The sequence below is a fragment of the Streptomyces sp. NRRL S-646 genome, assembly GCF_000720765.1.
Taxonomy (GTDB): Bacteria; Actinomycetota; Actinomycetes; order Streptomycetales; family Streptomycetaceae; genus Streptomyces.
The window spans coordinates 1-24,916 of sequence record NZ_JODC01000018.1 but is presented as its reverse complement, the minus strand read 5'-3'; the positions used below and the strand labels follow the sequence as shown (position 1 = coordinate 24,916).

At 68.8% G+C, this 24,916-nt stretch carries 24 protein-coding genes and 1 tRNA gene; 17 read left to right on the top strand and 8 right to left on the bottom strand.

The window, feature by feature from the left end; genetic code table 11:
- Window positions 1-75 precede the first annotated feature (75 nt).
- The 13 genes from IH68_RS0138620 to IH68_RS0138560 all read left to right on the top strand — a co-directional run bounded on the left by IH68_RS0138620 (window position 76) and on the right by IH68_RS0138560 (window position 12,651).
- Window positions 76-483, top strand: coding sequence for an NADH-quinone oxidoreductase subunit A (locus IH68_RS0138620; RefSeq protein WP_030945210.1), 408 nt, complete (start codon window positions 76-78; stop codon window positions 481-483).
- Entirely contained in the window at window positions 474-1,142 is a 669-nt protein-coding gene (locus tag IH68_RS0138615) for an NADH-quinone oxidoreductase subunit B (RefSeq protein WP_030945207.1), read from the top strand. The genes IH68_RS0138620 and IH68_RS0138615 overlap by 10 nt, the downstream gene beginning before the upstream one ends.
- Window positions 1,139-2,737 (top strand): NADH-quinone oxidoreductase subunit C, encoded by a 1,599-nt coding sequence (locus IH68_RS0138610; RefSeq protein WP_030945204.1) that lies wholly within the window; start codon window positions 1,139-1,141, stop codon window positions 2,735-2,737. Before IH68_RS0138615 ends, IH68_RS0138610 begins: the two co-directional genes overlap by 4 nt.
- Window positions 2,734-3,702, top strand: coding sequence for a complex I subunit 1/NuoH family protein (locus IH68_RS0138605; protein ID WP_030945200.1), 969 nt, complete (start codon window positions 2,734-2,736; stop codon window positions 3,700-3,702). Before IH68_RS0138610 ends, IH68_RS0138605 begins: the two co-directional genes overlap by 4 nt.
- The gene (locus IH68_RS0138600) at window positions 3,702-4,313 is read left to right on the top strand and encodes a NuoI/complex I 23 kDa subunit family protein (RefSeq protein ID WP_030945198.1); all 612 of its coding nucleotides are present in this window, start codon (window positions 3,702-3,704) and stop codon (window positions 4,311-4,313) included. Before IH68_RS0138605 ends, IH68_RS0138600 begins: the two co-directional genes overlap by 1 nt.
- Window positions 4,310-5,041: an NADH-quinone oxidoreductase subunit J gene (locus IH68_RS0138595; protein ID WP_420719029.1), complete on the top strand. Its 732-nt coding sequence runs from the start codon at window positions 4,310-4,312 to the stop codon at window positions 5,039-5,041. Before IH68_RS0138600 ends, IH68_RS0138595 begins: the two co-directional genes overlap by 4 nt.
- On the top strand, window positions 5,041-5,430 hold the full coding sequence (gene nuoK, locus IH68_RS0138590; RefSeq protein WP_030945192.1) for an NADH-quinone oxidoreductase subunit NuoK: 390 nt from the start codon (window positions 5,041-5,043) through the stop codon (window positions 5,428-5,430). Before IH68_RS0138595 ends, nuoK begins: the two co-directional genes overlap by 1 nt.
- Window positions 5,427-7,421, top strand: a complete 1,995-nt coding sequence (locus IH68_RS0138585) for an NADH-quinone oxidoreductase subunit L (protein WP_030945191.1) — start codon at window positions 5,427-5,429, stop codon at window positions 7,419-7,421. Before nuoK ends, IH68_RS0138585 begins: the two co-directional genes overlap by 4 nt.
- A 6-nt stretch (window positions 7,422-7,427) precedes the next feature.
- Window positions 7,428-9,002: an NADH-quinone oxidoreductase subunit M gene (locus tag IH68_RS0138580; protein ID WP_030945188.1), complete on the top strand. Its 1,575-nt coding sequence runs from the start codon at window positions 7,428-7,430 to the stop codon at window positions 9,000-9,002.
- Window positions 8,999-10,519 (top strand): NADH-quinone oxidoreductase subunit N, encoded by a 1,521-nt coding sequence (locus IH68_RS0138575; RefSeq protein WP_030945186.1) that lies wholly within the window; start codon window positions 8,999-9,001, stop codon window positions 10,517-10,519. Before IH68_RS0138580 ends, IH68_RS0138575 begins: the two co-directional genes overlap by 4 nt.
- Window positions 10,520-10,712: 193 nt before the next feature.
- Entirely contained in the window at window positions 10,713-11,576 is an 864-nt protein-coding gene (htpX, locus tag IH68_RS0138570) for a zinc metalloprotease HtpX (RefSeq protein ID WP_030945183.1), read from the top strand.
- Entirely contained in the window at window positions 11,573-11,965 is a 393-nt protein-coding gene (locus tag IH68_RS0138565) for a YccF domain-containing protein (RefSeq protein ID WP_030945181.1), read from the top strand. Before htpX ends, IH68_RS0138565 begins: the two co-directional genes overlap by 4 nt.
- A gap of 119 nt (window positions 11,966-12,084) precedes the next feature.
- Complete coding sequence (locus IH68_RS0138560; protein ID WP_030945178.1) at window positions 12,085-12,651, top strand: SMI1/KNR4 family protein; 567 nt, start codon at window positions 12,085-12,087, stop codon at window positions 12,649-12,651.
- Between the two features lie 184 nt (window positions 12,652-12,835).
- Here the strand turns inward: IH68_RS0138560 and IH68_RS0138555 are convergent, their stop codons facing one another.
- Window positions 12,836-14,086 carry an APC family permease gene (locus tag IH68_RS0138555; RefSeq protein ID WP_030945175.1) on the bottom strand — a complete coding sequence of 417 codons (1,251 nt, stop codon included), beginning with the start codon at window positions 14,084-14,086 and terminating at the stop codon, window positions 12,836-12,838.
- Between the two features lie 178 nt (window positions 14,087-14,264).
- Here IH68_RS0138555 and IH68_RS0138550 point away from each other — a divergent pair, with 178 nt between their 5' ends.
- A complete protein-coding gene (locus IH68_RS0138550) occupies window positions 14,265-14,531 on the top strand; it encodes a GlsB/YeaQ/YmgE family stress response membrane protein (RefSeq protein WP_030945174.1) in 267 nt (88 codons plus the stop codon).
- 137 nt (window positions 14,532-14,668) lie between these two features.
- On the opposite strand, the gene IH68_RS0138545 is transcribed toward IH68_RS0138550, so the two are convergent.
- A complete protein-coding gene (locus IH68_RS0138545; protein ID WP_030945172.1) occupies window positions 14,669-15,157 on the bottom strand; it encodes a YajQ family cyclic di-GMP-binding protein in 489 nt (162 codons plus the stop codon).
- Between the two features lie 233 nt (window positions 15,158-15,390).
- Here IH68_RS0138545 and IH68_RS0138540 point away from each other — a divergent pair.
- Window positions 15,391-15,472, top strand: a tRNA-Tyr gene (locus IH68_RS0138540).
- Between the two features lie 181 nt (window positions 15,473-15,653).
- Here the strand turns inward: IH68_RS0138540 and IH68_RS0138535 are convergent.
- The 4 genes from IH68_RS0138535 to IH68_RS0138520 all read right to left on the bottom strand — a co-directional run bounded on the left by IH68_RS0138535 (window position 15,654) and on the right by IH68_RS0138520 (window position 19,251).
- Window positions 15,654-17,018, bottom strand: a complete 1,365-nt coding sequence (locus tag IH68_RS0138535; RefSeq protein ID WP_030945170.1) for a tyrosine-type recombinase/integrase — start codon at window positions 17,016-17,018, stop codon at window positions 15,654-15,656.
- 61 nt (window positions 17,019-17,079) lie between these two features.
- Window positions 17,080-17,268, bottom strand: a complete 189-nt coding sequence (locus IH68_RS0138530) for a helix-turn-helix transcriptional regulator (RefSeq protein WP_030945168.1) — start codon at window positions 17,266-17,268, stop codon at window positions 17,080-17,082.
- 373 nt (window positions 17,269-17,641) lie between these two features.
- Window positions 17,642-18,571, bottom strand: coding sequence for a bifunctional DNA primase/polymerase (locus IH68_RS0138525; protein ID WP_078912805.1), 930 nt, complete (start codon window positions 18,569-18,571; stop codon window positions 17,642-17,644).
- A 206-nt stretch (window positions 18,572-18,777) separates the two neighbouring features.
- A complete protein-coding gene (locus IH68_RS0138520; RefSeq protein ID WP_030945164.1) occupies window positions 18,778-19,251 on the bottom strand; it encodes a hypothetical protein in 474 nt (157 codons plus the stop codon).
- Between the two features lie 307 nt (window positions 19,252-19,558).
- On the opposite strand from IH68_RS0138520, the gene IH68_RS0138510 reads away from it, so the two are divergent.
- Window positions 19,559-20,599 carry a site-specific integrase gene (locus IH68_RS0138510; RefSeq protein ID WP_078912804.1) on the top strand — a complete coding sequence of 347 codons (1,041 nt, stop codon included), beginning with the start codon at window positions 19,559-19,561 and terminating at the stop codon, window positions 20,597-20,599.
- 113 nt (window positions 20,600-20,712) lie between these two features.
- Here IH68_RS0138510 and IH68_RS0138505 read toward each other — a convergent pair whose 3' ends face one another.
- A complete protein-coding gene (locus IH68_RS0138505; RefSeq protein WP_030945151.1) occupies window positions 20,713-21,657 on the bottom strand; it encodes a LysR family transcriptional regulator in 945 nt (314 codons plus the stop codon).
- A gap of 80 nt (window positions 21,658-21,737) precedes the next feature.
- On the opposite strand from IH68_RS0138505, the gene IH68_RS0138500 reads away from it, so the two are divergent.
- A complete protein-coding gene (locus IH68_RS0138500) occupies window positions 21,738-22,679 on the top strand; it encodes a DMT family transporter (protein WP_030945147.1) in 942 nt (313 codons plus the stop codon).
- Between the two features lie 325 nt (window positions 22,680-23,004).
- On the opposite strand, the gene IH68_RS54135 is transcribed toward IH68_RS0138500, so the two are convergent.
- Window positions 23,005-24,723, bottom strand: coding sequence for an AAA family ATPase (locus IH68_RS54135; protein ID WP_078912803.1), 1,719 nt, complete (start codon window positions 24,721-24,723; stop codon window positions 23,005-23,007).
- Window positions 24,724-24,916: the final 193 nt, after the last annotated feature.

Genomic DNA, 24,916 nt, shown 5'->3' with positions numbered 1-24,916 from the left:
GGGCCTAGACTCCCGTGCGTACAGATCGTCGAACAGCAGCGTTCATCAAGGTCGCAGGGAGCGAGGGGTACGGACGTGCGGGAATCGACCGGCGCCGATCCGACCGTCGTCGCGGCGGACTACTTCCAGTCGTACTCGGTCGTCGGACTGCTCGCCGTCGTCGGCGTGCTCTTCGTCGCGGTCGCCTTCGGGGCCGGCCGACTGCTGCGGCCCGTGGTCCCCACTCCCGAGAAACTCCTGACGTACGAGTGCGGAGTCGACCCCGTCGGCGAGGGCTGGGCCCACACCCAGGTCCGCTACTACGTCTATGCCTTCCTGTACGTCATCTTCGCTGTCGACTCGATCTTCCTTTTCCCCTGGGCCACGGTGTTTGCTGGAGATGGGTACGGCGTGACCACGCTGGTCGAGATGTTCATCTTCCTCGGCTTCCTGGCCGTGGGCCTGCTGTACGCATACAAGAAGGGCGTCCTGGCATGGACGTGACGACGCCGGACACCAACGGTCAGCCTGTACTCCTCCCGGAGCCGAAACGGCTGGGCGCCCTCGCGCGCCTGGCCCCCGAGCCGATGAAGGTGGTCCTGAACTGGGGCCGCCGGTACTCGCTCTGGGTCTTCAACTTCGGCCTCGCCTGCTGCGCGATCGAGTTCATCGCCGCGTCGATGGCCCGCCACGACTTCATCCGCCTCGGCGTCATCCCCTTCGCACCGGGCCCCCGCCAGGCCGACCTGATGGTCGTGTCCGGCACGGTCACCGACAAGATGGCCCCAGCCGTGAAGCGCCTGTACGAACAGATGCCGGAACCCAAGTACGTCATCTCCTTCGGCGCCTGCAGCAACTGCGGCGGCCCCTACTGGGACTCCTACTCCGTCACCAAGGGCGTCGACCAGATCATCCCGGTCGACGTCTATGTCCCCGGCTGCCCGCCCCGCCCCGAGGCCCTCCTCCAGGGGATCCTGAAGCTCCAGGAGAAGATCGCCCGCGAGTCGCTGGGGGAGCGGTACGGAACGGGACCGGCACGCCCGTCGGCGGCGGCCCTGCAAAGCGGCCTGGTGAAGCCACCGGCTGCCGGATCGCCTTCGGACTCTCCTTCGGATTCCGGATCTCCTACGGCTTCCGGGTCTCCTTCGGGGGAGGGGCGATGAGTACGGTCGGCTGGCTCCCCGCCCCCGCCGACGAGCTGTTCGGCACGGGGGCCACCGCCGAGGAGTCGTACGAGCTCCTGACGGTCGACGTCCCGCCGGCGACCTGGCCTGCAGCGCTGGAGGTGGCCCGCGACCAGCTGTCGTGCACCTACTTCGACTGGCTGAGCGCGGTCGACGAACCGGGCACGGGTCTCCGCGTCTCGGCCCATGTCGTCTCCCTGTCTCCCGTACGCCGTCTGCTGCTGCGCACCACGGTCCCGCACGAGGCGCCGACGCTGGCCTCCGCCGTCGGCGTCTACGCGGGCGCGGCCTGGCACGAACGCGAGACCCACGAAATGTTCGGCATCGTCTTCGAGGGCCACCCCGCCCTGGACCACCTCCTCCTCCCGGAAACCTTCGAAGGCCACCCCCTCCGCAAGGACTTCGTCCTGGCCGCCCGCGTGGCCAAGGCCTGGCCGGGCGCCAAGGAACCCGGCGAGTCCGACCACGGCGGCCCCAAGCGCCGCCAGATGCTCCCCCCAGGCGTCCCCGACCCGAACGAATGGGGCCCCCTGAAGGGCCAGCTCCCCCCTGCCCCGGCCCGCCCCACCCGAGCCGCAGGCCGCCCCTCCGCCGACCGCCCGGCGCGGACCGCAGGCGACCGCCCGGTGCGCCGCGCCCGCTCGGCAGCGGAGGGCTCGGCGAGCCAGGCGGCGACGCCAGCCTCGTCTGCCGATGCCGCGGCTGCTCCGCGTCGTCCGCGGTCGGCGGCGGAGGGGTCGGCGAGCCAGGCGGCGACGCCAGCCTCGTCTGCCGATGCCGCGGCTGCTCCGCGTCGTGCGCGGTCGGCGGCGGAGGGGTCGGCGAGCCAGGCGGCGTCGACTCCCGCCGAGGGCGCCCCGGCCGACCGGCAGCCGGGTGCCTCCGGTGCGGCAACGCCGCGACGCACACGCAGCGCGAGCGAAGGCTCGGCCTCGCAGTCCCCCCGGACCCCGTCGCCACAGAGCCCAACCACCCGACCGGCACTCGCCCCCCGCAGTTCGGACGCCCCGTGGCACCACGCCCGCCCGGCTTTCGACGAGCCGGAAACCGAGCCGAGGCCTGGGAGTGAGGCGACGCCTGAGACCGAGCCGAGGCCTGAGAGTGAGCCGACGCCGGAGAGCGAGTCGGCCCCGGAGGGCGGGCCGGCCCCGGAGACCGAAGCGAGGCATGGGACGAAGCCGAGCGCGGAAACCAAGCCGAGCGCGGAAACCAAGCCGAGCGCGGACTCGAAGTCGGCCCCGGAGGGCGAGCCGAGCCCGGTGCTGGAGCGGCAGCCGGTGGCTGAGCCGAGCCCGGTGCCCGAGCGGCAGCCGGCTGCTGAGCCGAGCGCGGTTGCCGAGCCCGTCGCCGAACCGCCGGTCGAAGCCGAACCCTCCCCGAAACCGTCGGCTGCTGCCGCCACCGACTCCGACACGAGTTCAGGCCCTGCCGAGACAACCCCCGGTGACAGCCCCTCAAGGCCGACCTCCTCCAAGGAGGCCCCCGCCGAGAAGTCCCCCCACGCCACCCCCGAAGATCCGTCCGCCGAAGATCCGGCCGCGACCCCCGAAGACCCTGCAGGAGGCCCGCAGTGACCGACGCTCTGGACGTCACCCTGCGACTCCTGATCGTGTTCGTCGTCTTCCTCACCTTCCCCCTGATCGTCGGCCAGACCGAGCACAAGGTCATGGCCCACATGCAGGGTCGCCTCGGCCCGATGTATGCCGGCGGCTTCCACGGCTGGGCCCAACTCGTCGCCGACGGCGTGAAGTTCGCGCAGAAGGAAGACGTCGTCCCGGCGGGCGCGGACCGCCGCATCTTCCAGCTCGCCCCCGCCGTGGCACTCCTCCCGTACCTCCTGGTCCTGCTCGCCATCCCCATCGGCCCCGGCGAGGGCGCCGTAGGTCAGGTCCTGGACGCGGGCATCTTCTTCGTCCTGGCGGTGATGGGCGTAGGCGTCCTCGGCTCCCTCATGGCCGGCTGGGCCTCCGCCAACAAGTTCTCCCTCCTCGGCGGCCTCCGCACCGCCGCGCAGCTGCTCGCCTACGAACTCCCGATGCTTCTCGCCGCCGCCTCCGTCGCGATGGCGGCCGGCACGGTCTCCCTCCCCGGCATCCTGAACGCCTTCCACTGGTGGTGGCTGCCCTGGCAGATCGTCGGCGCGATCGTCTTCTTCGTCGCCGGTCTCGCCGAACTCCAGCGCCCGCCCTTCGACATGCCCGTCGCCGACTCGGAGATCATCTTCGGCGCGTACACCGAGTACACCGGCCTGCGTTTCGCTCTGTTCCTCCTCGCCGAGTACGCCGGAATCATCGTCCTGTGCGGCCTGACCACCGTCCTCTTCCTGGGCGGCTGGCACGGCCCCTGGGGCGCCGACGGCCTCGGCTGGGTCTGGACCCTGCTGAAGACGGCCGTCCTCGCCTTCCTCGTGATCTGGCTCCGCGTCACCTATCCCCGCCTGCGCGAGGACCAGCTCCAGAAACTCTCCTGGACCCTCCTCGTTCCCCTCTCCCTCGCTCAGATCGCCCTCACGGGCATCGTCAAGGTGGTGATCTCCTGATGGCTGAGCCGCTCCCGCCCACCCGGTCCCGCATCCCCGGCTCCGGCCTGGCCAAGGGCCTGGCGGTCACCCTCCGCACGATGACGCGGAAGACCGTCACCGAGCAGTACCCGGAGGTCCAGCCGGACCTGCCGCCCCGCACCCGCGGTGTCATCGGCCTGTTCGAGGAGAACTGCACGGTCTGCATGCTCTGCGCCCGGGAGTGCCCGGACTGGTGCATCTACATCGACTCCCACAAGGAGACGGTGCCGGCGGCCACCCCGGGCGGCCGCGAACGCAGCCGCAACGTTCTCGACCGCTTCGCCATCGACTTCTCCCTGTGCATGTACTGCGGTATCTGCATCGAGGTCTGTCCTTTCGACGCCCTGTTCTGGTCCCCGGAGTTCGAATACGCCGAGACCGACATTCACGAACTCACCCACGAACGCGACAAGCTCCGTGAGTGGATGTGGACGGTCCCGGCCCCGCCCGCCCTCGACCCCGGCGCGGAGGAGCCGAAGGAGATCGCCGCCGCCCGCAAGACCGCGGAGAAGCTCGCTGCTGCTCAGGCCGAGCCCACCGAACCTGCAGAGCCTGCGCGGCCGACCGAACCCGAGGGAGGCGCGTCATGACCCTCATCGCAGCCACCGCGACGGTGGCACACGCCATGGCAGCTCACGCGACGGCAGCCCACGTCAACACGCCCACGGCCGCCGCCGGCACCCACGGCTTCCTCTCCCCGACCGGTGTCGAGATCGCCTTCCTCCTCGTCGGCCTGGCCACCTTCGGCGCAGCCCTGGTCACCGTCACCACCCGGCAACTGGTGCACGCCGCCCTGTGGCTGGTGGTCACCCTTGGCGGCCTTGCTGTCGAATACCTCCTGCTCACCGCCGAGTTCATCGCCTGGGTGCAGGTCCTCATCTACGTGGGTTCCGTCGTCGTTCTCCTCCTGTTCGGTCTGATGCTCACCAAGGCTCCGATCGGCCGCTCCCCGGACGCCGACTCCGGCAACCGGTGGGCCGCGCTCACCGTGGCCGTCGCCGCGGCCGCCGCCCTGGTCTGGGTTGTCGTCGATGCCTTCCGCACGACCTGGATCGACCTCAACGGCCCGGCGGCCGGCTCAACCGCCGTCACCGGAGCGAGCCTCTTCCAGAACTGGGTCCTCCCCTTCGAGGCCCTCTCCGTCCTCCTCCTCGCCGCCCTGGTCGGCGCGATCGTCCTGTCCCGCAAGGCAAAGGCGGAGATGAGCTCTCCCCCTGTGAACTCCCGGGCCGCAACCGGTGGTTCCCCATCCGTCCCTGATTCCCGTAATCACCCGATCGAGCGAAACAGCCCGGCCGAGCAGGAAGGCGCCCGCTGATGCACCTCGCCTATCCCGCCGTACTCTCCGCCCTCCTCTTCTGCACCGGCCTGTACGGCGTCCTTGCCCGCCGCAACGCGATCCTGGTCCTGATGTCCGTCGAGCTGATGCTCAACGCCGTCAACCTCAACCTCGTCGCCTTCGACGTCTGGCTCAGCAAGGCCGCCCAGGAGACCCTGCACTCCGGCCAGGCCCTGACCCTGTTCACGATCGCCATCGCCGCCGCCGAGATCGGCATCGGCCTGGCGATCGTCCTCGCCGTCTACCGCAACCGCGGCACCTCGGACATCGACAGACTTCGTGACAGCGCCGAGGGCCACGAGAGCGACGGCCCCGACGGCAACGCCCTCACGGCGGAAGAGACCGGGAAGGCTGAGGCCGCCGCGTGACCACGACCACCCTCGCCGTCCTCGTCCCCCTCCTGCCGTTCCTGGGCGCCGCCTCCGGCCTGCTCCTGGGCCGCACGGCCCCCGGCTTCGTCCGCCCGCTCGCAGTTCTGCCGACCCTTGCCTCCCTCGTGCTGGCCGTGCTGGTCGCCGTGCGCCAGGGCGGCGACCAGGCAATCGACGCCGCCACCGAGCTCACGCCCACCGGCTCGGTCCCCATCGAACTCGCCCTGCACATCGACGGCTTCGCCGCCCTCGTCGCCGTTCTGGTCGGCGTCGTCGCCACCTGCGTGCAGATCTACTCGACGGGCTACCTGCGCGACGACCCGCGCTACCCCTCGTACGCCGCTCTCGTCTCCCTCTTCACCTCCGCGATGCTGCTCGTCGTCTACTCCGGCGACCTGATCGTGCTGCTGGTCGGCTGGGAGATCATGGGTATCTGCTCGTACTTCCTGGTCGGCCACTACTGGGAGACCCCGGAGGCCCGCGCCGCCTCCATCAAGGCCTTCCTGGTGACCAAGCTCGGTGACGTCCCCTTCCTCATCGGCCTGTTCGCCCTCGCCACCGACGCCGGCTCCTTCCGCATCACCAAGGTCCTCGGCACCGTCGCGAGCGGCGGACTCCACCACCCGACACTGATCGCCCTGCTGCTCCTGGCGGGGGTGGCGGGCAAGTCGGCGCAGTTCCCGCTGCACACCTGGCTCCCCGACGCGATGGCAGGCCCGACGCCCGTCTCCGCGCTGATCCACGCCGCGACGATGGTGGCCGCCGGCGTCTACTTCATCGCCCGCCTCCTCCCGGTCTTCGAGGCCTCCCGGGCCGCGATGGTCGTCCTCGCCGTCATGGCCGCCGTCACGATGGTCGGCTCGGGTCTCGCCGCACTCGCCCAGGACGACATCAAGCGCGTCCTCGCCTACTCGACGATCGGCCAGCTCGGCTACATGACCGGCGCCCTCGCCGTAGGCGACCGCGGAGCCGCCGTCTTCCACCTCCTGTCCCACGGTGCCTTCAAGGCGCTGCTGTTCCTCGCGGCCGGCGTGATCATCCACGCCGCCGGCACCAACTCGCTGGCCACCATGTCCCGCATGCGGGGCCTGCGCGAACGCATCCCCGACGCCTACTGGACGATGACCGTGGCGCTTCTCGCGCTCGCCGCGATTCCGCCCTTCAGCGGCTTCTTCTCCAAGGAGTCCGTCCTCGGCGCGGCCGAGCACGTAGCCACCGGCCACACTGGGCACGCCCCCGGCGCCGCAGGCTGGATCACCCTCGTCGCCGGCCTGCTCACCGCCGTACTCACCGCCGCGTACGCGATGCGCCTGTGGCTGCTGGCCTTCCACGGCCGGGGCGCCGAAGCCCCCGACCACGGCCGCCAGCCACTGACCATGACCGTGGTGCTGTGGGTGCTCGCCGTCCCCTCCCTCGCGCTCGGCGGGCTCGCCTACCGCTCGCTGCCCGACTGGTTCGACGGCCGTGACCTCACCCCCACCCTGACCACCTCCGTGCTCGGCACGGGCGTGGCCCTGGTCGGCGGCATCGTCACCTATGCGGCCTGGCGGCACACCACCGCCCTCGCGTCCCGCGTCCCGCTCGGTGCGGTCGCGGCCCACCCCGAGGGCGACGCCGGACTCGTCGAGGCCGAGGCCATCGCCAGTCATACGCCCGCCTACGGGGGAGTGGCCTACGCGCCCGACCCGGCAGACCCGGGACGACTGCTGCTCGGCCCCCTGCACCGGCACGCAGCCGTCGGCTTCCACCTCGACGCCGTGTACGCGGCCCTCTTCGTCCGCCCGGTCCAGGGCGGAGCGAGCCTCGTCCGCTTCCTGGACCGCGAGGTAGTCGAGACCTACGTACGAGGCGCGGGCGCCCTACCGCGCCTGCTCGGTGCCGCCGTACGGCGCGCCCAGACCGGCAATGTGCAGACCTATGTGAGCGCGCTGCTCGCCGGCACCGTCGTCCTGGCGGTCGCCGTCCTCCTCGTCGCCACGGGAGCGTGAGCAGGCGTGATCGATATCAACGAGTCCGTGATGCAGTTCCTTCTGGCATTCGTCGTCGTCGGCCCGCTCCTCGGGGCGGTCGCCGCTCTCCTGCCCGCCCCGCCCGGACTGAAGGGGAAGTCACCCGAGCAGGCCGTGCTGCGCCACGGCGTGACCGTGACCGGCGCGGTCCTCATCGCCGCCATCGTCCTCGCGCTCGGCTTCGACCACGACCACCCGTCGAAGATGCAGGCCACGACGGACATCAGCTGGATCCCCGCACTCGACGTGCGGATCCACCTCGGCACCGACGGCATTTCCCTCCCCCTTCTGGTCCTGACGGCGCTGCTGACCTTCCTGTGCGCGCTCTACTCGTACTTCAAAATGCCAGCGGGCCCGACCCCGAAGGCCTTCGTCGCACTGCTGCTCGTCCTTGAGTCCGGCACCCTCGCGAGCTTCGCCGTCCTCGATCTGCTGCTGTTCTTCCTCGCGTTCGAGATGGTGCTCATCCCGATGTACTTCCTCATCGCCCGCTGGGGCGGCGAGGGCCGGACCCAGGCCGCCTGGCGGTTCATCCTCTACACACTGCTCGGTTCGGTCGTCATGCTGCTCGGCCTGCTCCTGATCGGGATCAAGGCCGGCACATTCGACATGGTGGCACTCGCCACTGACAACGGCCGGTCGCTGACCACATCCGTGCAGGTCATCGCCGTTCTGGCGATCGGAATCGGGCTCGCGGTCAAGACGCCGATGTGGCCGCTGCACAGCTGGCTGCCGGACGCCCACACCGCCGCCCCGACCGTCGGCTCGGTCCTGCTGGCCGGTGTCCTGCTGAAGATGGGTACGTACGGGTTCGTCCGGATCCTCCTCCCGATCGCGCCGAACGGATTCCACACCTTCGCGCCCTACCTCGCCGCCTTCGCCGTCGTCGGGATCATCTACGGATCCCTCGCCTGCCTGGCCCTCGCCAAGCAGGGCGCGAAGGGCGACCTCAAGCGCCTCATCGCCTACTCCTCCGTCGGCCACATGGGATTCGTCCTCCTCGGCATCGCGACCATGACCCCTACCGGCGTGAACGGCGCCCTGTTCGCCAACATCGCCCACGGCCTCATCACCGGCCTCCTCTTCTTCCTGGTGGGCGCGCTGAAGGACCGCACTGGCACCACCGACCTCGACACCCTCGCCGAGGAGACCGGTGCTGCGCTCTACGGCAAGGCCCCCCGCCTCGGCGGCCTGCTCGCCTTCGGCGCGGTCGCGTCGCTCGGTCTACCGGGCCTGGCCGGTTTCTGGGGCGAGATGCTGGCCCTGTTCGGCGCGTTCAAGCCCGCCGGCGACCTCAGCCGCCCGGCCTTCCTCACCTTCATGGCGATCGCGGCCTTCGGCACCCTCCTCACGGCCGCGTACATGCTGGTCGTGGTCCGCCGCGTCTGCATGGGCGCCGTACCGCAGGAAGCGCCGCAGCTCGCCGACGTCCACACGTACGAGTTCGCGGCCTGGACCCCGCTCGTCGCCCTCACCGTCGCCGCCGGCCTGTGGCCCAAGGCCCTCCTCGGCCTGACCGACCCGGCCGTGCAGCAGCTCCTCTCAGGAGGCACCCGATGAGCTCCCTGGCCCAGCCACTGGCCGCGAGTCTCGTCCAGTCCGTCGACTGGCTCGCCATCGCGCCACCCACCCTCACGGCGGTCGTCGGACTTGTCGTCCTTGTCGCCGACCTGTTCGTCGCCGACGCCAAGAAGGCACTCCTCGGCTGGGTCTCGGTCGCCGGCCTCGCCGCCTCCGCGCTCCTGTTGCTGCCCCTCCTGGACGGCGACCGCAGCACCTTCTGCGTGAACGACACACACGCGTGCAGTTACACCGCGGACCGCTTCACGCTCGTCATCCAGTTCCTGGTCCTCGGCGGAGCCCTCCTCGCCGCCCTCCTGTCGGTGACAGCACTGAAAGACGCCGACAGACAACTCCCCGAAGGGGAGTACTGGTTCCTGCTGCTCTCCTCCGCGGCCGGCGCCGCTCTCCTGCCCGCCTCCCGCGACCTCGCCACCCTCATCGTCGCCCTGGAGGTCGCCTCCCTGCCCGCCTTCGCCCTCGTCGGCATCCGGCACGGCGACAAGAAGTCCTCCGAAGCAGCCCTGAAGTTCTTCCTGTCGTCGGTCACCGCGACCGCCGTCAGCCTCTTGGGCATCAGCTTCGTGTACGCCACCACCGGCACCCTCTACCTCACCCAGGTCGCCGACCGGATCCAGCACGTCGACGGACAGCTCCACACGCTCGCCCAGACCGGCGTCGTCCTCACCCTCGTCGGCTTCGCCTTCAAGACCGCCGCCGTGCCCTTCCACTTCTGGGTCCCCGACACCTATGTAGGGGCGCCCCTACCCATCGCCGCCTATCTGTCGGTCGTCGGCAAGGCGGTCGGCTTCTCCGGCCTGATCCTCGTCACCGTGGTCGCGTTCCCGTCGTACGCCGACGTCTGGGGCCCCGCGCTCGCGGTGCTGGCCGCGCTCACCATGACGGTCGGCAACGTCGGCGCCCTGCGCCAGCAAGCCACACGCGCGTACAGCGCCGTACGGCTGCTCGCCTGGTCGTCGGTCGGCCAGGCCGGCTACCTCCTCGTACCGATCGCCGCGGCCGCCTACTCCGACAACGCCGAGCACTCGATCGGCTCCACAGTCGCCTACGCCCTCATGTACGCCGCCGTGAACCTCGGAGCCTTCGCGATGGCCGCACTGGTGGGCCGAACCAGGTCCGCGAACCGCCTCACGGACTACCGCGGCCTCTACGCGAGCAATCCGATCGCCGCCCTGCTGCTGGCCTTCTTCCTGCTCTGCCTGGCCGGACTGCCCCCGGGCATCATCGGCCTGTTCGCCAAGGTCACCGTGTTCTCGGCGGCAGTCGAAGCGGGACTCGGCTGGCTGGCCGTGGTCATGGCCGTCAACGTCGTCATCGCCCTGTTCTACTACCTCCAATGGACGGCACTGCTGTTCCGCGCCCCCGAGGGCGAGCCCGTCAAGCACCGCCTCCCCGCGCCTCTCACCGCGGCGATCACCCTCACCGGCGTCCTCGGCATCGCCCTCTCCGGAGCACCCCAGCTGGTCCTGCGCTTCGCCGGCACAGCCCTCTTCTGAGCCGACGTCGGCCGCCCAGGGGCGTCCTCACCCGGACGGCCCATGCAGGCCGCCGTACGCACAAGGGAACTAGTGGCCCTCGCCTGGCGTTGACCAGTACGGGAGGGTCCACTGGACGTGACACCACGGCACCAGTGGCACCGGAGATCAGCAAGCAAAGGGTTCCCCTGCTGCACGACTTGGAGGGCGTACCGTGCACCGCCGGCACAACGGGCTAAGGACCGCAGTTCTCCTCGGAGGACTGTCCGCCCTCATCATCGTCATCGGCAGCTTCTTCGGCCGCATGGGGCTCGTCGTCGCGGTTGTGATCGCACTGGGCACGAACGCGTACGCGTACTGGAACAGCGACAAGCTGGCGCTACGCGCGATGCGCGCACGCCCCGTCAGCGAGTTCGAGGCCCCCGCCCTCTACCGCATGGTCCGCGACCTCTCCACCCAGGCCCGACAGCCCATGCCACGCCTGTACATCTCCCCGACGGAGGCGCCGAACGCCTTCGCGACGGGCCGCAACCCGCGCAACGCCGCCGTGTGCTGTACGGAGGGCATCCTGCGCATCCTGGACGAGCGCGAACTGCGGGGCGTCATCGGCCACGAGCTCAGTCACGTCTACAACCGCGACATCCTCATCTCGTCGGTCGCCGGCGCCCTGGCCTCCGTGATCATGTTCCTGGTCAACTTCGCCTGGCTGATCCCGGTCGGCCGCTCCAACGACGAGGACGGCCCGGGCATCCTCGGCATGCTGATGATCATGATCCTGGGGCCGCTCGCGGCCTCCCTCATCCAGCTGGCCATCAGCCGCTCCAGGGAATACGAAGCCGACGCCTCCGGCGCCCAGTTGACCGGCGATCCCCTCGCGCTCGCCAGCGCGCTGCGCAAGCTCGAAGCGGGCACCAAGCAGTTGCCGTTGCCGCCCGAGCCGCGCATCGAGACCGCGAGCCATATGATGATCGCGAACCCCTTCCGCCCGGGTCAGGGACTCTCCAAGATGTTCTCGACACACCCGCCGATGGCGGAGCGCATCGCCCGGCTCGAGAAGATGGCAGGTCGCCCCCAGTGAAAACCATCCTGAACGTCATCTGGCTCGTCCTGAGCGGCTTCTGGCTGTTCCTCGGCTACCTGGCCGCGGGCATCCTTCTCTGCATCACGATCATCGGCATCCCGTTCGGCATCGCGGCGTTCCGCATCGGTGTCTACGCCCTGTGGCCCTTCGGGTACACGACAGTCGAGCGCCGCGACGCCGGTGCGCCCTCCTGCGTCGGCAACGTGCTGTGGCTGGTCCTCGCGGGCTGGTGGCTCGCGCTCACGCACATCGTCACCGGCATCGCCCTGTGCATCACGATCATCGGCATCCCGTTCGGCATCGCCAACTTCAAGCTGATCCCGGTCTCGCTGCTGCCGCTCGGCCGCGAAATCGTGCGGACGGACCAGCCGTTCGCAACGCGCTGACCGAGCGGGACGAGGGCCGGGCAGCCTGCCCGCCCCCAGCCGAGCGACCGGGTTTTCCACAGCGCGAAGGTTGTCCACAGGCCGGCCCGATTGTCAGTGGCGCCTTGCATCATGAACCCATGACCGAGAACGAGCAGTTGCTGGCACGGGTGTCGGCCAAGGCACACAACACCCGCCCCTGGGGCTGGCCTTCACTTCCGGAGCCCGCCGACGCGTCCACACTGGCCCGCGCCGAGACCACCTTGGGCTTCCCCCTGCCTTCCCTGCTCGCCGACCTCTATCTCCGCATAGGAGACGGCGGATTCGGCCCGGAATACGGCCTGTTGCCCCTCCTCGACAGCCCGCCCGCCGGCGAGCCCGCCGCCGTAGTGCAGTACCTCGCCAATCGCGAGAGCGCCCGCAAGGACCCCGACTGGCCCTGGCCCGAAGGAGTCCTGCCCATATCCCACTGGGGCTGCGCGATGTACGCGTGCGTGGACTGCCGCACCCCGCAAGCCCCAGTCCTCCTCTTCGAGCCGAACGCCGACCGCGCCGACGACGCCTGGTACATCGACGCCCCCAGCCTCACGACCTGGCTGAGGTCCTGGATAGACGGCACGGGCTGGTACGAGGAGACGAACGAGGAGCTAGAGATGGCCCCTTGGACCGACTTCCGCATACGCACCACGGCAGCACGAGCGTCCTAGCAGCCGCGACACCATACGTACGACGTCGTAGCGGACCCTCTAGTACGGCGGCTCCGGAGATCCCATGGCGCGACAGCCGGAAGAACGTACTCGTCCTGCTCTGGTCACCGGACCGCCATGTCCACCCTGATAGGAAGCCTTGACCAGTTGCCCGACTGCCCCGACTGGTGTTCGGCCCACCCCGCTAGCGCCCGCCCACCCATCGCCGTACGCCATACGCGCCCACACCCACCGCCAACACTCCCGCGCCCACGACCACCGAAACCGCCGGCAGGGAAAACGCCAGCACCACGCACCCGAGAAGACCCACCGCGGGCAGCGCACGGGCGGTCGGCGCCGAACTGAGCGTCCAGGCTGAGGCGTTGGCCACGGCGTAGTACGCCAGCACACCGAAGGAGGAGAAACCGATCGCACCCCGTACGTCCACCGTGGCGGCCAGGGTGGCGACCACGGCACCCACGGCCAGTTCGGCCCGGTGCGGCACCTGGAAGCGCGGATGCACGGCCGACAGCGCGCCGGGAAGGTGCCGGTCGCGGGCCATGGCCAGCGTCGTCCGCGAGACGCCCAGGATCAGGGCGAGCAGCGAACCCAGCGCGGCCACGGCGGCTCCCACCCGCACCACCGGAACCAACCCCGGCACCCCGGCCGCCCGCACCGCGTCGGCCAGCGGAGCACCCGCACGCCCGAGACCCCCCGCCCCCAGCACGGAAAGGACAGCCACCGCCACACAGACGTAAACGGCCAGCGCGATTCCCAGAGCCAAGGGGATCGCACGCGGGATGGTGCGCGCCGGATCCCGTACCTCCTCGCCGAGGGTCGCGATGCGTGCATACCCGGCGAACGCGAAGAACAGCAACCCGGCCGCCTGCAGCACCCCGCCCACACCACCCGAGGTGCCGACGCCCAGACGCCCGGCGTCGGACGCCCCGGATCCCAGGCACACGACCACGACGGAAGCGAGGACAGCCAACACCACCGCCACGATCACCCGGGTGACCCAGGCGGACTTCTGGACACCGCCGTAGTTCACTGCGGTCAGCGCCACCACGGCCGCAACCGCCACGGCGTGTGCCTGCCCCGGCCAGACGTACGCCCCCACAGTGAGTGCCATCGCCGCGCAGGAGGCGGTTTTCCCGACGACGAACGACCAGCCCGCGAGATAACCCCAGAACGGCCCGAGCCGCTCGCGCCCGTACACATACGTGCCGCCCGAGGCCGGATACATAGCGGCCAGCCGCGCCGATGCCATGGCGTTGCAGTAGGCGACGACGGCGGCGACGGCGAGGCCGAGCAGCAGCCCGGACTCGGCCGCACGCGCCGCGGGTCCCAGGGCGGCGAAGATCCCCGCCCCCACCATCGAGCCGAGTCCGATGACGACGGCGTCGCCCACGCCCAGCGTGCGTCGCAGCTCGGAAGCAGAACCGGTCGATGTCATGTCCCGCACCCTACTGATCACTGCAACCGGCGAGTGCCTCTGCGACGTCCTGCTCATCAACAGAGCAGGAACAAGCAAGACAACAGAGCAGCAACAAGCACGTGGCGCACAGCGGATCTTGACCGAAATCTCACTGTCCGGAAAGTGCAGGCACAGTGCGGAAGGGCAGGTTCACGGCATGACCATCATCAGCTGGATCATCCTGGGGCTGTTGGCCGGAGCCATCGCCAAGTTCCTGCTGCCGGGCCGCGACCCGGGCGGCTTCATCGGCACGACTCTCATCGGCGTCGCGGGTGCTTTCATCGGCGGCTGGATCTCGGCCCGCTGGCTGGACCATCCGATCACCAAGAGCTTCTACGACGGCGCGACATGGGCTGCGGCGATAGGCGGCTCGCTCGTCCTGCTGATCGCCTACCGCATCCTGTTCGGCAACTCGCGCAACTGAGCACGACCCCCCACGCCCTGGACCGCAGCCAGCAGGCGAGAAGGGTGGGCGCCCGCCAGGTGCCCACCCTTCCTCGTGGACTGGCAGCCGACGACGGCCGACCGGCGACCGTCAGCCGGCAGCGCTGAACCAGTGGCTCACCGGTAGTTCACGAACTGCAGCGCGAAGTCGAAGTCCTTGCCCTTCAGGAGCGCGATCACGGCCTGCAGGTCGTCACGACTCTTCGAACTGACGCGCAGCTCGTCGCCCTGGACCTGCGCCTTGATGCCCTTGGGGCCCTCGTCGCGGATGATCTTCGCCACCTTCTTCGCGTTCTCCTGGGAGATGCCCTCCTCGATCGACGCGAAGATCTTGTACTCCTTGCCCGAGAGCTGGGGCTCGCCCGCGTCCAGCGCCTTCAGTGAGATCCCGCGCTTGATCAGCTTGGACTGGAAGACGTCGAGGACGGCCTTGACCCGGTCCTCGCTGTTCGCCTCCATGAGGATCTTGTCACCGGACCACGAGATCGAGGCACCCACGCCCTTGAAGTCGTAGCGCTGCGAGATCTCCTTGGCGGCCTGGTTGAGGGCGTTGTCGACCTCCTGCCGCTCGACCTTCGAGACGATGTCGAAACTGGAGTCGGCCATGTCCTGTGGCTCCTTGTATCGGTGCGTAATGGGGGTGCGTACGGGGCGTATCGGCGTACGTGGGGGCGGGCGCCGAGCCCGGCGTGGTCCCGGGCCGCATCCGGACAAGCCTAGCCACCCGTGGTCCTCCGGGCGCAGATCAATCGGGTGGCGAAGCACCCCCTGGCATCGGGTATTGTTTACGTCGTTGCCAGGGAGCGCCGCCGAAAAGCGGTTCGAACGGCAGCAAACCCGGCGGTGTGCCCGAGCGGCCAAAGGGAGCAGACTGTAAATCTGCCGGCTCAGCCTTCCCAGGTTCGAATCCTGGCGCCGCCACGCTGAGAAAGACCCCCTCCGAACTGCGGAAACGCAGAATGGAGGGGGTTTTTCATATTCGAACAGCATCATTCGAACTAGAGTCGAAATGCGCGGCTTGTCTCACCTGTTCCCGGGTGAATCCCACCCCTGATCAGCGCGTGTCCCCCAGGCGTCCCCCGGGGGAGAGGCCAGTCCCGTCCTATTCCCGCAGGCCAGCCTCAATCTGGAGGTTCGCCCGTTCCTGGGCTTGCGCCAGGACCTTCGCGTAGACGCGCAGCAGCACGGCGACGGAGTGTCCGGCCCGACGCGCCACTTCCATCGGATCGACTCCGCTGTAGAGCCAGAACGAGACCCCGGCGCATCGGAGGTCGTACGGTCGCCGGGCGAGCGGCGATGCCTCCTGCTCCGGCGTCAGCGCGTCGCCTCGGGCGCTTGCCCACACCTCGCCGTATCCCGTGTCCTGAATCACACCGCCACGGTTCGTGCGGAACAGACGGCCGTCCGGGGCCGTGCCGTAGCGCTCGATGTGCCAACGGAGCATCGCGACAAAGTGGGGAGGGATGGGCACCACGCGCGAGTCTCGCTGGGCTCGTGCCTTGAGGTGACGGTCTTGGTGGGCCCGACCGTCGTCCGTCCAGTCTCGGCCGGCGTGGACGATCCCGCCGCGAAGGGTGAGCTTGCCCCACCCGCTCTTCGGCAAGTGGCACTGGGACGCGGTCAGCCCAACCGCTTCGGCGGGGCGCATTGCGGCGTAGTACAGGCAGCCGAAAAACGCTTCGAGGTGGGCACCTCGCTCGCCCTGCCCCCGTACGCCTTCAAGCAGAGCCCGCACCTGCCGCGGGTTGGCGACGCTCGCCGGGTCAACCTCTTCGGTCGACTTCGGAGCCGACCACTTCACGGTGGACAGTGGGTTGACCGGAACGCTGAAGTAGCGCCGTTCGACTGCGAGCCCCAAGACATCACTGAGGCATGCCCTCTTGCGCCGCGCCGTGCGTGCGCCGGCGGAGGAGCCGTTGAGCAGTGTCGACAGGGCGTCCAGAACCAGGCGGAGCGTGGCTGGGTCTTCCAGAGCGGCCACGGGCAGGGAGTTCTTCTCCAGCCAGCGGAGCGCATCCGCGACGTCGATGGGGTGCTCTTGCGACCAGCGGCTCTTGTTGTACGCCCAGCCGTACAGGGCCGTGCGGAGTACGCGGGGCGAGGGCTGCCCGACGGTTGTCTTCACGAGTGCGGGGGTGATGGTGGCCAGTGCGTCGGCATCGTTGCGGCGCGACTTGGCAGGAAGCTTGTCCCACCTGCGGTCGATGTAGGCGCGTGTGTGCTCGTACCAGGTCACGGAGCCGTTCAGCGCGCGGAGTTCGGAGGCAGGGAGGCCCGTCTCCACGTCGAACTGTTCGCCCTTGCGTAGGGCGGCCATCAGCTCCGAACGGCGGCCGTCAGCCTGGGCTTTGACCGTGTAGCTCTTGGAATGCTTCTGGGGGCCCACAAGCCACCGGACGCGGTAGGGCTTTGGGCGGTCACGGCGGGTCTCGATGCTGTAGATGCGGACGTCGTACGTGAGGGGCATGGCTCTCCAGAGCAGCGAAAGAGCCCGCCCCAGGTGGGGCGGGCTCGAAGGGGTGGTGTCCTTAGATGGCGGTTTCCTCGCAGCTCTCCCACCAGGCGTCGAGGTCGGCGCGGCTGACGCGGACCTGGCCATTGGGGAGCTTGCGAATCCGGGGCGCCTTGCCGCGGGCGCGCATGCGGTAGAAGGCGGCGCGGCTCATCTTGATCTCTGCGAGGACTTCGGGGAGCTTGAGCATCTGGGGGCGTGCCACAGTCGACTCCTTCGAGGTTCTGGTCATGGTTGGGCTGGCACCTGTCCGAGGTTCGGATTTCTGCGTCACCGCGTCACCTGCGTCATTCAGGTCGCTGACCTGCGGTTATCGGTGACGGAGCACGGTGGGGCTGCGTCACCGCCGCGTCACCTGCGTCACCGGGGGGTGACGCAGGATGACGCAGGTGACGCAGCGTTCCCCTACTTAGGAAAAGAGAGGGGGTGGTGTCTGTTGTTGTGCGGCTCAGGGCGCGAAGAAGGAGCCGCTTCGCGGCACGTCCTTGGGGCGGTGCTGCGCACCGAACAGCAAGAGGAGCACCCAGGGCCGCGTCGGGACGGGTGCTCTTCTTGCGGTTGTGCGGTGACCCCAGCGTTCAGAACGCGGGCTCCTGTTGCGGCCCGGGTGCCGGCGCGGGTTCGGTGAGTTCGATGTAGCGGGCCGTTTTGGTGCGTCCCCAGTCGACGATCAGGCCGCGGGCGGCGAGGGTGGGCTGCAGGCGCCTGAGCCGGTCGGAGAGGACCTTGCCGGTGGTCTCGCCTTTGGCCTGAGCGGCGGTGAACAGGCGGGCGATGTGATCCTCGGTGAGGCAGCCGCACCGGCCGTGCGTCGAGAGCACGGCCAGGAACGTCCGGTACACCGTCGCGTGCACGGCGCTGGTGGCCTCGGTGATGCGCTGTACGGCCATGGCGATCCCGCGTTCGAGGTAGACGGGGGTGCGGTGGCGGCACTCCCCGCCCCCGACCGGCGCGGGAACGCTGACGGGTACGGGGGCCGGGGGCTTGGCTGCGGTGAGCGCGCGCACGACGTCGGGCAGCGCGGCCATGGTGCCGGTGCCGGGCCCGAGCCAGCGGGCGTAGGCCATCGTGGACTTGATGTCCACGCCGGGCCGCACGCCGTTGACCGACGGCATCGTCCCGCGGTAGAGCCAGTGCTCACCGCGGGTGGTGGGCACGGTCCGGGTGGCGGGCAGGGTCTCGCGGGCCCACGCGATCGCGTCGGCGTTGTCGCAGTCGACGACCGTCAGGCCGCCGCCGCCGGGGTGGTAGGCGACCGCCGCGGCGCCCTGCCATGCGCTCGCCCATGCCGGCGAGATGATGACGCTGGTGTCGGTGGTGGCGGCGGCCCAGCCGTGGCAGGGGGCGGGGCAGGTGCAGGGGCCGGGGGTCTTCATGTGCGGGCGCCCGCCGCACGAGGTGTACAGGCACGCGGGGCAGTTGGCGAAGGGCACCTTGCCCTTGCGCAGCGGCAGCACGGGCAGCCCCTGGGCCGCGAGCCGGAGGGCGGTGCGCAGGTGGTTGCTCACGCCGCCACCCCCTGCGTCCGGGAAGCGAGGGGTTCCCGCAGGGCGAGTGCTCGCGGGATGTCGGTGGGTTGAGTCATGCTGGAGGTCTCCAGTTCCTTGATGGTGACTGGCTGGACAAGGGCGACCCCGGTTCTTGGCGGAATGGGGGGTCGCCCTTGGCGTAGCTACTGGTCGTCGCAGTCGCAGTTCTCGGGGTCCTGCTGGCACTAGGGGCATCGGGGGCAGTCGCACCCGCAGGCGTGCAGGACACTGACGCAGGAGCACTGGCACATGCCCTCACCGCAGGCTTCGTCTTCCGGGCCGTCATCGGGGCCGCTGTAGGTGAGAGAGCTGACGGCGCTGTGCGCGAGGTCCAGGCACTGGGCGAGCCCTCCGGCCTGTTCCATAGCCGTGATCAGGAATCCCTGCACGTTGGCGACATGTCGCTGGGGGTCCTCTCCGTCGGAGGCTCCGAGGTGCCCGGCTGCGGTGAGGACGTCCAGCGCGGTTCCGATCTGTTCGATGGCCTGCGGGAGCCTCTGGGCGAGCGTCTTAAGCGCGCTGATGGCGTCATACGCGTCGCCCGGGTACGGCAGGGCCGGTGACTGGTCGGCGTGGGGGAAGGTGAGGTGGTTGAACTCGCGGACAGCTTCGGCAGCGTTACGGACGGACTGCGCCGGGTCTGTGGCGGTGGTGTCCATGTGGTCCTCTCTCAGCGGTGGAGTTCGTCGTGGGCGCAGTACGGCTCGTCGTCGGCCGGGCCGTGGCTGCACTCCCAGACAGCGGGGAGGGCGGTCGTGGGCTGCTGGGTGGTGAGTGGGTAAGTCACTGATCCTCGCTCGTGTCGACAGCGGATGGGCCGGGCCGGTGGTCGGCGGTGAAGTACAGGCGGGTGCGCGGTGACGCGCTGGAGTACCGGGCGGCTCTGCGGGAGCACCAGAGACCTTCACCCGCACCAAGAGCCCAGACTCCACCTGGGTCTACGACGTCGGCGGGCGACGCCAGGATCTGGCCCAGAGGGAGCGCCGGGCCTTCTGGGGATGGGCGACGGTTGAGTTTCTGCAGCACACCGGAGCCCGGATCGAGGAGATGCTGGAGGCCAGTCATCACAGCCTGATCCAGTACCGGCTGCCCACAACGGGCGAGGTTGTGCCCCTGCTGCAGATCGCCCCCTCGAAGACCGACCAGGAGCGCGTTCTGCTGGTCAGCCCAGAACTCGCCGACGTACTGAGCACCATCATCACCCGTGTCCGGGACCCGCGGACGGGCGTCGTCCCTCAGGTCGCCGCCTATGACTACAACGAACGCGTGTGGAATCCGCCTATGCCGTTGCTGTTCCAGTACGACCGCAGCGGCGAGATCTCGGCCATGAACGGCGAGTTCCTCCGAAAGTGCCTCAACGACGTCCTCGACGCCACCGGCCTGACCGACGCCGACGGCCGCCCCCTGGACTTTGACCCGCACGACTTCCGGCGCATCTTCATCACCGACGCCATCCGCAGCGGACTCCCCCCGCACATCGCCCAGGTCATCGCCGGACACGCCGCCATCAACACCACCATGGGATACAACGCGATCTACCCGGCCGAAGCCATCGAGGCTCATCGCGCGTTCATCGCCCGCCGCCGCTCTCTGCGCCCCAGCGAGGAATACCGCACCCCCACATCCGAGGAGTGGGATGCCTTCCTCGGCCACTTCGAACGACGCAAACTCTCCATCGGCATCTGCGCCCGCGCGTTCGGCACCGCATGCATCCACGAACACGCCTGCGTCCGCTGCTCCATGCTCCGTCCCGAGCCCGAGCAGCGGGACCGACTGGTCGAGATCCGCGACAACCTCCTGGCCCGCATCCTCGAAGCCGAACGCGAGGGTTGGCTAGGTGAGATGGAGGGACTCCAAGTCAGCCTCGCCGGCGCCCAGGACAAGCTCGCCCAGCTCGACGCGGAGGAAACTCGTCAACGCACCAGCGACCTCGGCATGCCCACGTACTCCAACCTGGCAGGACGCACATCCACGGCCAATCTCACTCGACGATCCGCAACGCAGTAGTGCTGTGACCGCACAGGTTGGCCGGTTCGGATGCCTTACAGGTTGTTCGCATAGAAGCTGGTGAGTCGTTCGACGGCGGCGTCGACGTATGCGGGTTCGTCGTACATCTCGTTTCACTGGGTTGCCGAGGGGCCGGCACCTGAGTGAGGCGCGCGGGAGTCCTCGCCTTCGATCTCTGCGGCGGCGCGGTGCAGCTCGGCGAGGACAGTTCTGACGACCCGTCGTGCGGTTCGTTCCGGTCGGTGGAGCACGTCGATGTGCCGTCGGGCGCGGACTGCTCCCAACGGCCGCAGGACGAGGTGCGGGTGTGCCCGGGCTGTCCAGCGCGGCATCAGCGCCAGACCTCCGCCGGCGGCGACGACCTCGGCGGCCACGGCGAAGTCGTTGACGCGGTGGAAGACGTCGAGACGGCGGCCCGCGACGCTGGCGATGGCATCGATGGTGGACATGAGCGGGAAGCCGTCGTGGACGGTGATCCAGGGCTGGTCGGCCACGTCCTGTGGCAGGAGCAACCTCTTGGCGGCCAGCGGGTGCCCGGTCGGCAGGGCGACGTCAAGCGGCTCCCGGAGCAGGGTGTCGGCGGTGACGGTGCGCGGCCAGGGCGCGCCGTGGTCCAGACGGTGGGCGAGAACGAGGTCGTAGTCACGGGTGAGAGCGGGAAAGCGGTCCTGGGCGACGTCTTCGTCGGCGAGGGCCAGCCGAGGGCAGCCGGGCCCGGCGAGTCCCCGCAGTAGTAGGGGGAAGAACGCGGAGGCCGCGCTGTGGAACGCGGCCAGCGAGACGTCGCCGTCGGGCTGCTCAGCGAAGTCGGTGATGGTGTGCCGTGCCCGGGCCAGGGCCGTCTCCACCTCGATGGCGGCGCGGGCGAGGGCCTGCCCGGCCTCGGTCAGCACCACCCGGCGGCCGGCGCGCTCGGTGAGCGGGACCGGGATCGAGCGCTGCAGGAGGCGCAGCTGCTGGGAGATCGCGGAAGGCGTCACGCGCAGCGCGTCGGCGACCGCGCTGACACTGCCGAGTTCGCCGAGCTCCCGAAGGATCCGAAGCTGCCGTTCGTCCATACGCTCAGTGTAGGGCTGCTACAGCTTTGTTTTAGTAGTTGGTTCTGGTCTTCAACATGCTGGTGGTGCAGCGTGGGGGCATGCCCGTTTCACGCCGTATCGACGCCGTTCTGTTCCTGGTCGCGCTGGTCTGGGGTTCCAGCTACCTGGCCGCCAAGACCGCCACCGGCGCGCTCCCGGTGACCGTCGTGCTGTTCGCCCGGTACGCGATCTCCGCGCTCGCGTGCGGAGCCCTGGTCGCCTCCCGCCGCCGGAGACGCGACGGCTGGACCCGTGCCGAGGTCCGCGCCGGGTCGTTGCTGGGGGTCACGCAGGCGGCCGTTCTGGCGCTGGAGACGTACGGGGTCGCGCACACCAGCGCCGGGAACGCCGGGCTGATCATCAGCCTGACCATCGTGCTGACGCCCGCGCTGGACCGGACCGCGAGCAGCCGCAGGCTGCCCGGGACCTTCTTCCTCGCAGCGGGCCTGTGCGTCCTGGCCGTCGGGCTGCTCACCGCCGGCTCCGGACTGCACGCGCTGCGGCTCGGCGACGCCCTGGTACTCGCCGCCGCGGTCGTCCGGGCCGGTCACGTCGCGCTCACGGGACGGCTCGCTGCCCGCCACCGCATGGACCCGCTCCGCCTGACGAGCGTGCAGATGGTCGTCGGATCGGCGTTGTTCCTGGTGCCTGCGCTCACTCACCTGCCCGGCCTGACGCACAGCAGTGCCATCACGTGGGCGCAGCTTGTCTACCTCGCCCTGTTCTGCAGCGTGTTCGCCTTCCTTGCGCAGACCTGGGCCGTGCAACGGACCTCCGCCAGCCGGGCCAGCCTGCTGCTGGGCACGGAACCGATCTGGGCCGTCGCGATAGGGATCAGCCTCGGCGGCGAGCGGCTCACCGTGTGGGCCGCCCTCGGCGCCGTGCTCATGATCGCCGGGACCTACTGGGGCCAGGCCATCGAACGCACCCACCGCGCCACCACCGCCAAAACCGTGGATGAACTCCGATCACGCCCCGCCCCGACGCCCACCGGCGTCTGATCGCCCTGTTCGACAGCACCCAGACTCCCAGCCCGGCCACGGCAACGATGCCGTACAGCCGATCCGGACGAGACCGAACGGCGCGTACTTGGTCTCCTCGCCGAGCTCGGCGTCCCCGCCACGACGTGCCCCCGCGAGACCCGCAGATGCGCTAGTTCAGAGAAGTCACCAGGCCAAAGCTGATGGCACCTGACCAGATGGTTCGGGGCATGGCACAACCTCCGCAACTACCCCGAGCACGATCAGCCTATGAGCCCCGGGGCGCTGTGGCATCCGGGCGCGGGTCGGTTATCCACAGGCCCGCACACCTCCGGACACTGAGCCGCTACGTCGACTTGAGGTAGCCGCGGATAGCCGCGGAGAAATCTCGGAGGTCCGTACTCGGTCGAAGGTGCTGGCCTTCTGCGAACACGCGGGTTAGCCACATGGCCTTCTTGCTTCGCGGTACCGCGGGTACCCATGACTCGAGTTCGCCCACCGGGACGAGAAACAACCCAAGTTCTCCGAAGTAGGCGATGAGGCGTAGTGCCGCGTTGTACGCATCACCTTCGAAGGCTCGGACGCCGGACTTCTTGATGGCCTTCCAGCCGTTGGCGGACTTCAATACCTCGCCGATCTGCTCAACCTGTTGTCGTGTCAGCACCTCGCTGCCTTTCGGCTCCTTGATGATGTTGCTGATCTGAATTTTGATTTCGCGCGCAATAGTTGTGATCGAGGTGGAAGAGGCTTCTCGTTGCACGAGTGCCACATCTTTCTCAATTTCGACCCATTCCCCACCCAGGTGAGTGAGCGCCTTCTTAATAAGGCCTGTTTCGTTGAGGAAATCGAGGTCCGCTACGGCAGCCGTCGGAACGCCACAGGTTCGCAGCTTGTGCACAGCGTCAGTCAGTCGGGACTTTCCATTGACATGCAAAAATACCAAGTTGTCGTGTGGGTCTTCCCCTCGTTCGACGTCCGTGGTGGCTGCGTAGAATTGACAGTCACCCTCTCCCTCGCAAAGGATCACACCGTCATGGAAAACGCCAGAGATGACGTTTGAGTAGCGAAGAAGAGGGGTGTCCAAGACCTCGCGCACCGCCGTGGCGGAGAGAGTTTGAGCTGACTGCGTCGTCTCTGTGCGGGAGATCCGGACCAGGGCCAGGTCACGAGGCCCCGAGGTGTTCGTAGCTGCACTTCCCTCTAGTGCTCCGCTGAGGAAATCCGCACTGTGGGTGGCGACGAAAACTTGGCAGTCGGCAGGCGCGAATTGGGTGAGGTGGCGCGCCAAGAGGCGCACCTGAGGCGGATGCAAGAAGGCCTCGGGTTCGTCGATCACGATCATTGGAGCTGGTCGCACGAGCGCTGCTAGGAGGAGGTTCGTGAAGGCTCTAACGCCGTCACCCTGTTCGTTCACGTAGGGAAGATTCGCGAAGGCCTCCATCACCTCTCGTGAGGGGGGAGGGGGTGTTTCCGGAACGTCGATTGGCCCGAGCTGAAGCCTAATTTTTGGTACGTAGCGGTTGATTGAGATCGGCTTGCCAAAAGCTTGCTCGAACATTTTCGAGAAACGGTCCAGCTCTTCCCTGGATTCCCAAAGAATCTGACTCGGGTGACTGGGTGGTCTGTCCCAGTCCCACTGCTCTGAGTCGGATTGATTTCCGAGCCTGGTTTCTGTCCACTGGTCTGCATAGAGGAAATGAGCAACCTCCCCCAAGTGTCCATTTTCCCAATTTGCCATAGCGCCGTCTACGGGAACTCCGTAGTCTTCGCCGGATGAGTAGCGATTCGGCAGAAAATGGCGATTGGTTCGGGAGTTGTAACGGCTAGAAATCCCGCGACTTGCGAGCCATGCAACAAACTCGGAGCCCGTCCCGCCCCGTTCTATCTCGACGCTCGTGACCCAACGCGGTCGATCCTGGTTGCTGTGCACCGAGTTGACGATCTCTCGCAAGAGCACCGACTTACCGGTGTTATTCGGGCCCGTGAATACGGTCATGCCGCTCGGAGGCGGTTCGACTATGGTGCCGTCGGCCAGGTGAATTTTCCGGATGCCGAACTTGAACACGATTCCCCCAGAGGGTCGGCGGCCATCGAGCTCTCCATCCAACCGGACCCTGGCTGGCTGTGGGGCGCTTTCATAGGTTCAGCTTTTGCCTGCGTACTGAACTTGATTGGGTGATGTCGGGGCCGGCTGCCCGACCTGAGTCGCCTGGCTCGCGGGCCTATGGGTGTTGCCGGGCAGGACCATCGGGAGAGGA